The organism is Dyella ginsengisoli LA-4, assembly GCF_000334915.1.
Lineage (GTDB): Bacteria > Pseudomonadota > Gammaproteobacteria > Xanthomonadales > Rhodanobacteraceae > Dyella_A > Dyella_A ginsengisoli_A.
On record NZ_AMSF01000095.1, the window covers coordinates 20,907 to 33,413 of the forward strand.

The 12,507-nt window shown below is 70.1% G+C and carries 13 protein-coding genes; 8 read left to right on the forward strand and 5 right to left on the reverse strand.

The features are described from left to right. The first annotated feature begins 137 nt into the window (after positions 1-137). Positions 138-1,094 (forward strand): alpha/beta hydrolase, encoded by a 957-nt coding sequence (locus tag C693_RS22290; RefSeq protein WP_017463992.1) that lies wholly within the window; start codon positions 138-140, stop codon positions 1,092-1,094. An 82-nt stretch (positions 1,095-1,176) separates the two neighbouring features. On the opposite strand, the gene C693_RS0119660 is transcribed toward C693_RS22290, so the two are convergent. Continuing rightward, entirely contained in the window at positions 1,177-3,855 is a 2,679-nt protein-coding gene (locus C693_RS0119660) for a M1 family metallopeptidase (RefSeq protein ID WP_017463993.1), read from the reverse strand. A 336-nt stretch (positions 3,856-4,191) separates the two neighbouring features. Between C693_RS0119660 and oxyR the strand changes: the two genes are divergently transcribed. Then, complete coding sequence (gene oxyR / locus C693_RS0119665) at positions 4,192-5,160, forward strand: DNA-binding transcriptional regulator OxyR (RefSeq protein ID WP_017463994.1); 969 nt, start codon at positions 4,192-4,194, stop codon at positions 5,158-5,160. A 28-nt stretch (positions 5,161-5,188) separates the two neighbouring features. Then, positions 5,189-5,794 (forward strand): hypothetical protein, encoded by a 606-nt coding sequence (locus C693_RS0119670; protein WP_017463995.1) that lies wholly within the window; start codon positions 5,189-5,191, stop codon positions 5,792-5,794. A 10-nt stretch (positions 5,795-5,804) separates the two neighbouring features. On the opposite strand, the gene C693_RS23270 is transcribed toward C693_RS0119670, so the two are convergent. The 4 genes from C693_RS23270 to C693_RS0119690 form a co-directional block, all read right to left on the reverse strand. Then, positions 5,805-5,960, reverse strand: coding sequence for a DUF3309 family protein (locus C693_RS23270; RefSeq protein WP_017463996.1), 156 nt, complete (start codon positions 5,958-5,960; stop codon positions 5,805-5,807). A 154-nt stretch (positions 5,961-6,114) separates the two neighbouring features. Next, positions 6,115-6,633, reverse strand: coding sequence for an adenine phosphoribosyltransferase (locus C693_RS0119680; RefSeq protein WP_017463997.1), 519 nt, complete (start codon positions 6,631-6,633; stop codon positions 6,115-6,117). A gap of 5 nt (positions 6,634-6,638) precedes the next feature. Further along, positions 6,639-7,583 carry a DMT family transporter gene (locus C693_RS0119685; protein ID WP_017463998.1) on the reverse strand — a complete coding sequence of 315 codons (945 nt, stop codon included), beginning with the start codon at positions 7,581-7,583 and terminating at the stop codon, positions 6,639-6,641. 8 nt (positions 7,584-7,591) lie between these two features. Then, the gene (locus C693_RS0119690) at positions 7,592-7,870 is read right to left on the reverse strand and encodes a DUF2007 domain-containing protein (RefSeq protein ID WP_017463999.1); all 279 of its coding nucleotides are present in this window, start codon (positions 7,868-7,870) and stop codon (positions 7,592-7,594) included. Between the two features lie 143 nt (positions 7,871-8,013). Here C693_RS0119690 and C693_RS0119695 point away from each other — a divergent pair, with 143 nt between their 5' ends. The 5 genes from C693_RS0119695 to hemE all read left to right on the forward strand — a co-directional run bounded on the left by C693_RS0119695 (position 8,014) and on the right by hemE (position 12,464). Further along, positions 8,014-9,768, forward strand: a complete 1,755-nt coding sequence (locus tag C693_RS0119695) for a glutamine--tRNA ligase/YqeY domain fusion protein (RefSeq protein WP_017464000.1) — start codon at positions 8,014-8,016, stop codon at positions 9,766-9,768. An 11-nt stretch (positions 9,769-9,779) separates the two neighbouring features. Then, on the forward strand, positions 9,780-10,337 hold the full coding sequence (locus tag C693_RS0119700) for a nucleoside deaminase (RefSeq protein ID WP_026107571.1): 558 nt from the start codon (positions 9,780-9,782) through the stop codon (positions 10,335-10,337). Then, a complete protein-coding gene (locus tag C693_RS0119705; RefSeq protein WP_017464002.1) occupies positions 10,334-11,047 on the forward strand; it encodes a TVP38/TMEM64 family protein in 714 nt (237 codons plus the stop codon). Before C693_RS0119700 ends, C693_RS0119705 begins: the two co-directional genes overlap by 4 nt. An 80-nt stretch (positions 11,048-11,127) precedes the next feature. Next, positions 11,128-11,388: a WGR domain-containing protein gene (locus tag C693_RS0119710; RefSeq protein ID WP_017464003.1), complete on the forward strand. Its 261-nt coding sequence runs from the start codon at positions 11,128-11,130 to the stop codon at positions 11,386-11,388. Positions 11,389-11,393: 5 nt separating this feature from the next. Next, positions 11,394-12,464, forward strand: a complete 1,071-nt coding sequence (gene hemE, locus C693_RS0119715) for a uroporphyrinogen decarboxylase (protein WP_017464004.1) — start codon at positions 11,394-11,396, stop codon at positions 12,462-12,464. Positions 12,465-12,507: the final 43 nt, after the last annotated feature.

Here is a 12,507-nt window from a genome sequence, read left to right on the forward strand (position 1 = left end):
GCCCGGTGCATCGATCGCGGCGGCCCGCCCGTAGGTACCGCTGCATACCGGTGAAACGGCCGCCGGCCACGACCGGGGTCAGGGCGGGCTCCATACGCTCGCACTGGCGCCCGACTTCCCGCCCAAGAGAGTCCCCGATGCCCATCTCGCCCATCCGTCGCGACCGCGTGGTGCCGCTGCGTCCGCGCCGCCCCCGTGGCCTCGCCGCGCTGCTGGCCGCGCTCGTCGCCAGCCTGCTCGGCGGCTGCCAGGCGACGCTGTTTGCCGGGCTCAACGCCGCCGCGCGCGACGCTGGCGTGGTCGCCACCCGCGACATCGAATTCGACTCCACGCACGGTCTGGCGCTGGATATCTACCGACCGATCGACGCGCGCGGCGTGCCGGTGGTGGTGTTCTTCTACGGTGGCAGCTGGAAATCCGGCAAGCGGCAGTGGTACCGCTGGGCCGGCGAGGCGCTGGCTCGACGCGGGCTGGTGGTGGTGATACCGGATTACCGCAAGTGGCCGCAGGTGCGGATGGGCGGTTTCATGCGCGACGCCGCGCACGCGGTGGCCTGGGCGCATGTGCACGCCGGCGACTACGGTGGCGATCCCGACGCGCTGTTCGTGATGGGCCACTCGGCCGGCGCCCACCTGGGCGCCCTGCTCGCCACCGACGACCGCTGGCTGCGCCAGGTCGGCCTGCGGCCCGGCCAGCTGAGCGGCTTCATCGGCCTGGCCGGGCCGTATGACTTTCTGCCACTCACCGACCCGGACTTCATCGACATGTTCGGCCACGACCACGCCGAGCAGCTGGCCTCCCAGCCGGTGCACTTCGTCGACGGCCGCGAACCGCCGATGCTGTTGCTGCAAGGCACCGACGACCACCTGGTGGCCCCGCGCAACGCCAGCGCGCTGGGCGACGCGGTGCGGCAGGCCGGTGGCAACGCGACGGTGGAACGGGTGCCCGGCGTGGGCCACGTCGCGCTGCTGCTGGCGATGTCACGGCCGCTGCGCGGGCGCGCCCCGGTGCTGGAGGACGTGACCGCCTTCATCCGCGCCCACGCCGAGCGCCCGGCCCGCATCGCGATGGCCGCCGCCGCACGGGTGCGCTGACCGCACCGGTCGCGGCGCAAAAAGAAACGCCGGGCGGTCTCCCGCCCGGCGCTCCGGTGTTGCCCTGCGAGGGCGATCCCGGTCAGCGCATGATTGCCGAAGCGTCCTGCTTCTGCTTCAACGCAGCGCACAGCAGCGTGGATTCGGAGGTCTGCGCCAGGCCGCGTGCCGCGCCCGGCGCCTGGTCCGCCCGATCCTTGAAGAACGCCTGCAGGCGGTCCGCCTCGGCCTGCGAGCAGCCGCCGCCGCCCATCAGGCTGGGCAGGCGGCCACCGGCGAAGCTGCCGGTGCGGGCGAGGATCTGGTCGTAGTGCGCCACCGACCAGGTCCACATCGCATCGCGCTGCGCGGGGGTGTCGCGACCGCCGCGCAGCAGCGCCGCCATCTCGCCCACCTTCACCGCCTTGCTCAGGGCGAAGTCGCGGATCCGCTCGACCAGCGCCGGATCCTCCACGCTGGCCAGGCCGGCCAGGATCGCGTTGCGGGTGGCCGGATCGCTGGTCTTCGGCAACGTGTCGATCAGCGCATCGACCACCGGCTTGCCGTGCTCCTGCGCGGCCACGCCCAGCGCCACGCCGAGCAGGTCCGGATCGGCCGCGGCGTAGTCGAGGCTGCCGTCGGGCTTGCGCTTCATCACCGCGTCGCCCTGCTTGAGCAGTTCGGCACGCACTTCCGGCAGCTTCACGTCCATGCCGAGGAAGTCGGCCAGGGTGCTGCGCATCAGCGAGTCGCCATCAGCCTCGCCGGCCTTGCGCTGGTAGCCCAGCGCCTCGAGCCGCGGCAGGTAGGCGTCCTTCGCCCAGGCGGCGAGCTTCGTGCGCTGGGCGTCGGTGTCGGCGAGGTGGCGCCAGATCCAGCCGAAGGTGTTCAGCGGCGCGGTAGCCACCTCGTCGGTCTTCGAGCCGGCCAGCGGCTTGAGCGCCGCCAGCGCATCGGCCGCATCGATGTCGCCGTGGCGGAAGCTGGCGCCCACCGCGTCGGCGTAGGCCAGCTGCTCGGTGTCGGCCAGCGAACCGATCTGCTTGCCCAGTGCGGCGAGGCCCGCCTTGGTCATGCCGAAGCGGTAGTAGCCCTGCGCATCGGCGTTGGGCATCACCCAGGTCGGCGTGCTGGCGCCGGCCAGCACCATCGAGCCCTCGGCCTTGTCGAGCATCTCGCAGCTCACCTTGCTGCCGCCCGGCACGCCGTAGCGCACGCACACCGGCACGCCCCACACGCGCTGGCTGTCGCCGGTGGAACCAACCGGCAGGTAGCGGCTCTGGCTCAGGTGCAGGATGGTCTGGCCGTCCTTCTGCTCCAGCTTCGTCTGGACATACGGCACGCCGGACTGGTTGAGGAAGCTCTTGAACGCTTCCTTGAACGCCTCGCCCTTGTCGGCGGCGTGCGCGATCGAGTCGACCAGGTCGTCGGCGGTAGCGTTGCCGAACTTGTGGTCCTGGATGTAGGCGCGCATGCCCTTCTGGAACACCGCCGGCGTCACGTAGTTCTCGAACATGCCGAGCACCGCCGCACCCTTCTGGTAGGTGATGCCGTCGAACGCGGTCATGATGTCGCCGTTGCCGGTGATCGGCTGGCGGATCTTGCGCGCGCTGACCAGGCTGTCGTTGTTCATCGCACCCTGCGCACCGCGGATGCGGTCCAGGTCGGCGCGGTATTCCGGATGCACCGCCATGGTGACCTTCTGCTGCATCCAGGTGGCGAAGGCCTCGTTGAGCCAGATGTCATTCCACCATTTGGTGGTGACGGTGTCGCCGGTCCACTGGTGGGCCAGCTCGTGCGCGGTCACGTTGAACGAGCCGCGCACGTACCGCGCCGGGGAATCGGGATCGAGCAGCAGCAGCCAGTCGCGGAAGGTGACCAGGCCCGGGTTCTCCATCGCGCCGGCTGCGAAGTCGGGCGCGGCGAGCAGGTCGAGCTTGCCGAACGGGTAGCCGAAGCCGTAGTAGTTCTCCAGCGTGTGGATGATGCTCGGCGTCTCGCTGAGCACGTGCTGCATGCGGTGGCCCTCGCCCTTGGCGGCCACGCCGCGCAGCTTCAGCGGCTCGCTGCGGTACGCGTCGGGGGAGATGTCCGGGCCGGCCACGATGTCCCACGGACCGACGCCGAAGGCGACCAGGTAGGTCGGCAGCGGGCGGGTCTTCGCGAAGGTGATCGTCTTCCAGCCCTTGCCGGCCGGCTTCTCGCTCACTTCGCCGGTGTTGGCCACCGCCTTCTCGCTGTCGGGAATGGTCAGGGTGAGGTCGAACGGAGTCTTGTAGTCCGGCTGGTCGAAACCGGGGAAGGCGTAGCGCGCGCTGATCGGCTCCATCTGCGTCATCGCGTACGGTTCGCCCTCGTGGCTGACCTTGTACAGGCCCTGCAGCTGCAGGTTCAGCGGCGCGGTGTAGTCGAACGCGAGGGTGATCTCCTGCGGCTTCACGGTGTGGCCGAAGTCGACGCGGGCCACACCCTCGTGCGGCGCGGCCGCCACGTACTTCGCCATCGTGGTCTTGCCGGCGGCGTCGGTCAGGCGGACCTTCGACACGGTGAGGTCGGCGCCGTGCAGCCAGACGTGGTCGGAGGCCTGGGTCAGCTTCACCTTGATCACGGTGTGGCCGGAGAAGTCCTTCTGGTGCGGATCGACCTTGAAGGCGAGCTGGTACGACTGCGGCACCGCCCAGGTGGGCAGCAGGCCATGCGGCACGGCGTCGCCGCCGGCAGCGAACGCGGCGCTGCAACTGGCGGCGAGGGCGGTGAACAGGAGCGGGCGGAGGAGGCGCATGGGGCGTGTCCGGTGGCAAGTGAACCCCGAACGCTAGGCAGCCCATGACCTATGACACAGTGCCAGAAGGCACCCCCGCACCGGCACGACGCAAAAAAATGCCGGTGAGCGGGAACGGGACCCGGTCACCGGCGGGAGCGACCGTGGCGCCGGTCGGGAGGGGGGAACCGGCGCCGTGGGGGTGCTCGCGTGGCCGCGCGGTTTGCGGGGGGAAGACGGACCGGGGGAGGTCCGCCGCGGGGCCACGAAGCGCAAGATACGCCGCCCCATTGCATCGAACAAATTGATTGTTACCATCAATGTCATAGCCTGAAGCTATTCAACAGGAGATGGGCCATGAACCTGCGCGACCTGCAATACCTCGTGGCGCTGGCCGAGCATCGCCACTTCGGTCGCGCCGCGGAGGCGTGCTTCGTCAGCCAACCCACGCTGTCCACCCAGATCCGGAAGCTGGAGGACGAACTCGGCGTGTCGCTGGTCGAGCGCACGCCCCGCAAGGTGCTGCTGACCGAGGTCGGCAGCGAGATCGCCACCCGCGCCCGCGAGGTGCTCAACGAAGTCGATCAGATCCGTGCGGTGGCCCGACGCACCCGCGATCCCGAGTCAGGCACGGTGCGACTGGGCATCTTCCCCACCCTCGGCCCCTACCTGCTGCCACATGCGGTGCCGATGGTGCGCGAAGCTTTTCCCAAGCTCGAGCTGCTGCTGGTGGAGGAGAAGACCGAAGTGATCCTGCGCCTGCTGCGCGAGGGGAAGCTCGACGTCGGCATCCTCGCCCTGCCGCTGCACGAGGACAGCCTGCACGTGGAGTTCCTGTTCGAGGAGCCGTTCGTGCTGGCGGTGCCGCAATCGCATCCGCTGGCGCGCCGCCACGGCCAGCTGAAGCTGGCGGACCTGTCCAACGAGAGCCTGCTTCTGCTCGAGGACGGCCACTGCCTGCGCGACCAGGCGCTGGAGGTCTGCCACCTGGCCGGCGCCGGCGAGCGCAACGGCTTCCGCGCTACCAGCCTGGAGACGCTGCGGCAGATGGTCTCGGCCGAGGTCGGCATCACCCTGCTGCCGGTGCTCGCAGTGAAACCGCCGGTGGCCCAGTCGGGAAACCTGCGGTTGATCGAGTTCAAGGCGCCGCCGCCCAGCCGCCGCCTCGCCATGGTGTGGCGCAAGAGCTCGGCGATGGATGGTTTCCTCACCCGCCTGGCCGAGGTCTTCAAGCGGTTGCCGGCGGATCTGCTCGATACTCGCACGGCGGTCATGCCGTCCGCCGTCGCGACGACGAGGGCGCCCGCACCACGTTCCGCGGCATGATCAGGCGGCATCCAGCCGTGGGCAGGCGATGAACGGACGCCAGCTCGGGCTCGCCTTCGCCGCCCTGCTCGTCGTGTGGGGCGGCATGCACTGGTGGCGGCACGACCGCCCGGTACACGACGCCCCCGGCGTGCTCGCGCCGGATCCGCCCGAACAGGTCGACCTGGATACGCCGGCCCAACTGACCCGCGACGATCTCACGCTCACCACACGCGCGCACTTCGAGCTCACCGCACGCGTGCTCTCGCGCGAGGACTACCGCTTCGACGCCGGCGCCTCGCTGGCCCCGACCGACCTTGCACTGGGCTGGGGCCGCATGTCCGACAGCGCCGTGCTCCAGCGCATCCGCATCACCCAGGGCAGCCGGTTCTACTACTGGCATGTGGACGACTTCCCGATCCCGCGGCGCGAGATCGAGCGCTCCAGCGCCAACATGCACATCATCCCGGCCAATGCCGGCGTACGCGGCATGCTTTCGCGGGTACGTGCCGGCGAGGTGGTGCACATCGAAGGCTTCCTGGTCGACGCGCGACGACCCGACGGTTGGCAGTGGCACACTTCGCTCACCCGCGACGACACCGGCAACGGCGCCTGCGAACTGGTGTACGTCGAGTCGCTGGTGATCGATCGCTGAGGTCGCGCGCTCAGATCCGGCCAAGCAACCACAGCACCAGCAGGATGGCCAGAATCACCCCGAGCACGCCCGAGGGACCGTAGCCCCAACTGCGCGAATATCCCCAGGTCGGCAGGCCACCGATCAGGGCCAGCACAAGCAGCACGACGAGAATGGTGACGAGCATGGTGGGTTCTCCCGGTGCGTGGCGACGGCGCCACGGTCGCTGGTGAGCGTCGGAGCCCCGCGGTGTCTGCCGCGTCAACAGGTGGCGAAGACCCTCCATGCAGCGGAGCCAGGAGTTCAGCAGGGTGAATGGCCCTTCACCTCGACGGTGGCGATCAGTAATGCAAAAGGCTGTGCAGCGGCGTCACGCGATCCCAGCGCGCGCGCCCGTCCAGCGCGTCCAGCTCGATCACCACCGCGGCACCGACCAACTCGGCGCCCAGCTCGACCACCAGCGACCGCGCCGCGGCCAGCGTGCCGCCGGTGGCCAGCACGTCGTCGACGATCAGCGTGCGCTCGCCCGGACGCAGTGCGCCGCTGCGTGCCTCCAGCCGGTCGTGGCCGTATTCCAGCTCGTAGTCCACGCCGGTGACCGGCGGCGGCAGCTTGCCCGGCTTGCGCAGCGGCACGAAGCCGGCCTTGAGCTTCTGCGCCAGCGCCGCGCCGAAGATGAAACCGCGCGACTCGATCCCGCACACCGCCTGCACGCCCTGCCCCAGCCACGGCTCGGCCAGCGCGTCGATGCAGCGCGCGAACGCACCGGCGTTGGCGAGCATGGGGGTGATGTCGCGGAACACGATGCCGGGTTTGGGAAAGTCCGGTACGGCGTGAACCAGGGAAGCGAAGTCGGTCATCGGGATCATCCGGAAGCAGGGGGCGGCAGCGGCCGACGACGGCGCAACGCGCCGAGCAGGATACCGGCCAGCGCCAGCAGCAGCCCGAGCCAGTCCATCGCGCTGGTCGGACGGCCGAACAGCAGCACGTCCACGACGAAGGCCAGCGCCGGCTGCAGCAACAGCAGCAGGCCGACCAGCGAGGCCGGCAGCCGCGGCATCGCGCTCCCGATCAGCAGCCACGCCACCACCTGGCCGAGCAGCCCCAGCGCCAGCAGCGACAGCCAGCCGCGCACGGTGGTCAGCGCCAGCGACTCGCCGTCGGCGACGCACCACAGCGCGAGCACGCCGGCGCACAGCAGACTCATCAGGCCGAGAAACTGTGCCGGCGGCAACGCCGAGCGCCCGGCCAGCGCTCGGCGGAAGCTGAGCAGGTAGACGGTGTAGGCCAGGCAGCTGGCCAGACCCAGCCACACGCCGAGGCGATGCTCGACGTCGAACAGCGACCAGTGCGCCCCCACCAGCAGCCACAGCCCGGCAAGTGCCAGCGCCATGCCCGGCCAGAACGCCGGCGCCAGTCGCTCGCGGTAGGCCACCACTCCGACCACGGCGAGCAGGAACACCTGGAAGTTGGTGAGCAGGGTCGCCACGCCCGGTCCGACCCACAGGATCGAGCGGTGCCACAGGATCAGGTCGGTCGCCAGGCCCAGCGCCGGCAGCAGCGCCAGCGCCGCGTCGCGGCCACGGATCGGCTGCCAGCGGCCGCGCAGCACCACCCAGCCGAACAGTGCGGTACCGCCGAACAGCATGCGATAGAACGCCGACACGCCCGGCGCCACCTGCGCCAGCACCACGAAAATGCTGGTGCACGACAGCAGCGCGGCGCCCAGCGCCATGGCAAGCACGTCGCCGCGATGCAGCAGCGGATGATCCGCCGGACGTGCCGGCGCGACTGGAGCGGTGGTACGCATCGCGAGACTCAGGCAGGCAGCGGGCCGTCCAGGTCCGGGCCGGCCTCCCATGCGGCGCCCTCGGCCCGCGACACGGCCAGCGCGCGCTCGACTTCGGCCACCACGGGCGCCGCCTCCTCGCGCGCCGCCTCCGGCACCATCACCGTCACGTAGTCGATCGCCGGCAACTGGCCGACACCGCCAGTGAGGTACTCGCCGCTGACGAATGCGGGGATCCCGGCGCGCTCCAGCGCGTCCTTCACCAGATGGGCATCGATCAGCGATTCGGCGCGATAGGCGATGTGCATGGCTTGCACGCTAGTGGGGAACCGGCACTCCGGCAAGCGCCGCGGCCATCCCGGGCAAGCCGCCGCACGGGGGTGGCCGGTCGGCGGCCACGGGGTAAACTGCAAGGATTTTCCCCTATCACGCGCCGCGAGCCATCAGCCCGATGTCCAACGAAACCCCCAGCGCTCCGTCCAGCCCCGCCGCCGATGCCCCGCGCGACTTCATCCGCCAGATCATTCGCGACGACCTGGCCAGCGGCAAGCATGCCAGCACCCGCACGCGCTTCCCGCCGGAGCCCAACGGCTACCTGCACATCGGCCACGCCAAGGCGATCTGCCTGAACTTCGGCATCGCCCGCGAGTTCGCCGGCGGCTGGTGCAACCTGCGCCTGGACGACACCAACCCCGGCAAGGAAGACCCCGAGTTCGTCGAGGGCATCAAGGAGGACGTGCGCTGGCTCGGCTACGACTGGCACGAGCTGCGCCACGCCTCGGACTACTTCGAGGTGTTCTACCGCGCCGCGATCAAGCTGATCGAGGACGGCAAGGCGTATGTGGACGACCTCAACGCCGACGAGGTGCGCGCCTACCGCGGCACGCTGACCGAGCCGGGTCGCAACTCGCCCTACCGCGACCGCAGTGTGGAAGAGAACCTCGACCTGTTCCGCCGCATGCGCGCCGGCGAATTCGAAGACGGCAGCAAGACGCTGCGCGCGAAGATCGACATGGCCGCCGGCAACATCAACCTGCGCGATCCGGCGATCTACCGCGTGCGCAAGGTCACCCACCAGAACACCGGCGACGCCTGGCCGATCTACCCGATGTACGACTATGCGCACTGCCTGTCCGACGCGCTGGAGTCGATCACCCACTCGCTGTGCACGCTGGAGTTCGAGGACCACCGTCCGCTGTACGACTGGTTCGTCGACCACGTCGACCTGCCCAACCACCCCGAGCTGTGGCAGCCGCTGGTCGACGCCGGGCTGGAGACCAAACCCAGCAAGCCTCGCCAGATCGAGTTCTCACGCCTCAACCTCAGCTACTCGATCACCTCCAAGCGCAAGCTCGCCCAGCTGGTGAACGAAGGCCACGTGGACGGCTGGGACGACCCGCGCATGAACACCCTGCGCGGCCTGCGCCGGCGCGGCTTCACCGCGGCGAGCATCCGCCTGCTGATCGAGCGGCTCGGCGTAAGTAAGCAGAACAGCGTGATCGACTATGCCGTGTTCGAAGGCTGCGTGCGCGAGGACCTCGACGCCGCCGCGCCGCGCCGGATGGCCGTGCTCGATCCGCTGAAGCTGGTGATCACCAACCTGCCGGAAGGCCACGAGGAAGTCCTCACCTTCCCCAACCACCCGAAGGACGAGAGCTTCGGCAGCCGCACCGTGCCCTTTTCGCGCGAGGTGTGGATCGAGCGCGACGACTTCGCCGAGGTGCCGCCGAAGGGCTTCCACCGGCTCAAGCCCGAGGGCGAGGTACGCCTGCGCGGCGTTGGCATCGTCAAATGCGAGGAGATCGTCAAGGATGCCGACGGCCAGGTGACCGAGGTGCGCTGCACGCTCGATCCGGAATCGCGCCACGGCCTGCCGGGCGCCGACCGCAAGGTGAAGGGCACCATCCACTGGGTCAGCGCCGCGCACGGCGTGGCCGCCGAGGTGCGCCTGTACGACCGCCTGTTCGCCGTGGCCGCCCCCGACGACGAGAGCGACGGCAAGAGCTGGATCGAGCACATCAACCCGGAGGCCAAGCGCGTGGTCACCGCCTGGGTGGAGCGCGCCGCCGCGCTGGCCGAGCCGGAGCAGCACTTCCAGTTCGAGCGCCTCGGCTACTTCGTCGCCGACCGCCTCGACCACCGCGAGCACCACCCGGTGTTCAACCGCGTGGTGACCCTGCGCGACACCTGGGCGGCGAAGGGCTGAGCGCGATGGGACTGTTGCCGCAGCAGATCCACCTGACCCTGCCGCCGTGGATCGCCGACGTCGCCGACGCGTCGCGCCTGTACGTCACCGACGAGGAGCGCGTGGGACTGGCCATCGAGCTGGCCCGCCAGAACGTGGCGATGGGTGGAGGCGGTCCGTTCGGTGCCGCGGTGTTCGACGACGAAGGGCGGCTGATCGCCGCCGGGGTCAATCGCGTGATCCCGCAGAGCTGCTCGGTGGCACACGCCGAAATGATGGCCTACATGGCCGCGCAGCAGCGGCTGCAGCGCTTCCGCATCAACGAGGACGGCGTCCGCTACGTGCTGGCCACCAGCGCGCAACCGTGCTGCCAGTGCTACGGCGCCACCGTGTGGGCCGGCATCGACGAGCTGCTGATCGGCGCCCGCGCCGAGGACGTGGAGGAGCTCACCGAGTTCGACGAAGGCCCGCTGCCGGCCGACTGGACCGGCGAACTGGCGCGCCGCGGCATCGCCGTGCGCCGCGACATCCTGCGCCACGAAGCCCGGGCGGTGCTGGCCGCCTACGGCGCCACCGGGCCGAACTATTGAGCCGGCTGCGCGCCGCGCTGCCGCTGTTCCTGCTGGTCATGGCCGGCGTGGTGCTCTATGCGTCCGGTGCGTTGTCGCAGCTCAGCCCGGAATACCTGGTGGCCCACCAGGCGAGGATGCGCGAGGAGATCGCGGCGAACCCATGGCTGGCGAGGCTCAGCTACATCGGCCTGCTCACCCTGGGAATGGCGACCGGCATCCCCGGCACCATCGTGATCATCCTCGCCGGCGGCTTCGCCTTCGGTGTGGTCGAGGGCACGATCTACTCCTCGATCGCACTCACCCTGGGTTCGCTGATCCTGTTCCTCGCCAGTCGCTACGCGTTCGGCGCCGGGCGCAAGCATCCGCCGGCGCTGGTAGAGCGCCTGCGTCATGGCTTCGCCCATCACCCGGTGAGCTACACGCTGTTCCTGCGCTTCGTGCCGGTGCTGCCGTTCGGCGCGGTGACGGTGTGCCTGGCCTGGCTGCGTTGCCGGCTGTGGCTGTTCCTCGGCGCAACCTGGCTGGGTGGCACGGTGACCCTGGTGTTCGAGACCCTGGTCGGCGCCGGCCTCGGTGACGCGCTCAGTCAGGCCGATCACATCGGGCTGGGCATGCTGCTCCACCGCAACGTGCTGCTGCCGCTCGGTGGCATCGCGCTGATCTCGCTGCTGCCGCTGCTGGTCGAGCGGCTGACCCGCCACCGCCGCGTGCCGCCACCGGGCGTGTGATGCAAATTCGCTACCGACGCCCCTGCCCCCTAGAATGACGGGTTTGCGGCCCTTCGCTGCCACTTCCATCCTCCTACGCCATGCGCCTCTACCTGCAAACTCCGCCCGCCGCGGCCGAAGCGCCGCGCTACGTCCAGATCGTGCTCGAGCAGGATCTGCTCGGCGGCTGGACGCTGTACCGCGAAACCGGCACCCAGGGGGGCAAGGCCTCGCTCAAGCGCGAGCAGTTCCTCGAACGTGAGGCGGCCATCGCCGCGTTCGAGAAAGCCCGCGATGCACAACTCAAGCGCGGCTACCGCGTGATGTTCAGCCAGGGCCTCGACGGCCCCCACGGCCGGTGACCGCCATGACCGCTCCCCTGAAGAACGACCGCTTCCTGCGCGCGCTGCGCCGCGAACCGACCGACACCACGCCGATCTGGGTGATGCGCCAGGCCGGCCGCTACCTGCCCGAGTACCGCGCCACCCGCGCGCGCGCCGGCAGTTTCATGGGGCTGGCGCAGCACCCGGAGTTCGCCTGCGAGGTGACGCTGCAGCCGCTGGCGCGGTTCGACCTGGACGCGGCGATCCTGTTCTCCGACATCCTGACCATTCCCGATGCGATGGGGCTGGGCCTGTCTTTCGCCGCCGGCGAGGGCCCGCAGTTCGCCCACCCGGTGCGCGACGCCGCCGCGATCGACCGGCTCGCTGTGCCCGACATGGACGGCGAGCTGCGCTACGTGATGGATGCGGTGCGCCTGATCCGCAAGGAACTGGACGGCCGCGTGCCGCTGATCGGCTTCTCCGGCAGCCCGTGGACGCTGGCCTGCTACATGGTGGAAGGCTCCGGTTCGCGCGACTTCGCCACGCTCAAGGCGATGTGCTGGAGCGAGCCGGCGGTTGCCCATCGCCTGCTCGACACGCTGGCCCGCGCGGTCGGTGCCTATCTGATTGCCCAGGCGCATGCCGGTGCGCAGGCGCTGATGGTGTTCGACACCTGGGGCGGCCTGCTCGGTCCGGCACCGTTCCGCGAGTTCTCGCTGCGATACATGCAGCAGGTGGTCGAGACACTGAAGGCCGACCCGGTGGCCCGCGAGCTGCCCACGATCCTGTTCTCCAAGGGCGCCGGCCAGCACCTGGCGGCGATGGCCGACACCGGCTGCACCGCGCTCGGCGTGGACTGGACCGTCGACCTTGCCGATGCACGCCGCGCGGTGGCCGGCCGGGTCGCCCTCCAGGGCAACCTGGATCCGGCGATCCTTCGCGCCGGCCCGGACGTGGTCCGCCGCGAAGCGCGCGCCGTGCTGGACAGCTATGGCAACCACCCCGGTCACGTGTTCAACCTCGGCCACGGCATCACCCCGGAAGTGGACCCCGAGAACGTCGCCGCCCTGGTCGACGAGGTGCATGCGTACGGACGCACCCTGCGCACAAGGTGATCTGCGTCACAGAACGCCGCTGACCCCGCACCCCGGACCGCCT

Coding starts and splice junctions, on each gene's coding strand:
- hemE (WP_017464004.1), top strand. CDS start 11,394: ATGACCGCTCCCCTGAAGAACGACCGCTTCCTGCGCGCGCTGCGCCGC.
- C693_RS0119710 (WP_017464003.1), top strand. CDS start 11,128: ATGCGCCTCTACCTGCAAACTCCGCCCGCCGCGGCCGAAGCGCCGCGC.
- C693_RS0119695 (WP_017464000.1), top strand. CDS start 8,014: ATGTCCAACGAAACCCCCAGCGCTCCGTCCAGCCCCGCCGCCGATGCC.
- C693_RS0119680 (WP_017463997.1), bottom strand. CDS start 6,633: ATGACCGACTTCGCTTCCCTGGTTCACGCCGTACCGGACTTTCCCAAA.
- C693_RS0119685 (WP_017463998.1), bottom strand. CDS start 7,583: ATGCGTACCACCGCTCCAGTCGCGCCGGCACGTCCGGCGGATCATCCG.
- C693_RS0119670 (WP_017463995.1), top strand. CDS start 5,189: ATGAACGGACGCCAGCTCGGGCTCGCCTTCGCCGCCCTGCTCGTCGTG.
- C693_RS23270 (WP_017463996.1), bottom strand. CDS start 5,960: ATGCTCGTCACCATTCTCGTCGTGCTGCTTGTGCTGGCCCTGATCGGT.
- oxyR (WP_017463994.1), top strand. CDS start 4,192: ATGAACCTGCGCGACCTGCAATACCTCGTGGCGCTGGCCGAGCATCGC.
- C693_RS0119660 (WP_017463993.1), bottom strand. CDS start 3,855: ATGCGCCTCCTCCGCCCGCTCCTGTTCACCGCCCTCGCCGCCAGTTGC.
- C693_RS0119690 (WP_017463999.1), bottom strand. CDS start 7,870: ATGCACATCGCCTATCGCGCCGAATCGCTGATCGATGCCCATCTGGTG.
- C693_RS22290 (WP_017463992.1), top strand. CDS start 138: ATGCCCATCTCGCCCATCCGTCGCGACCGCGTGGTGCCGCTGCGTCCG.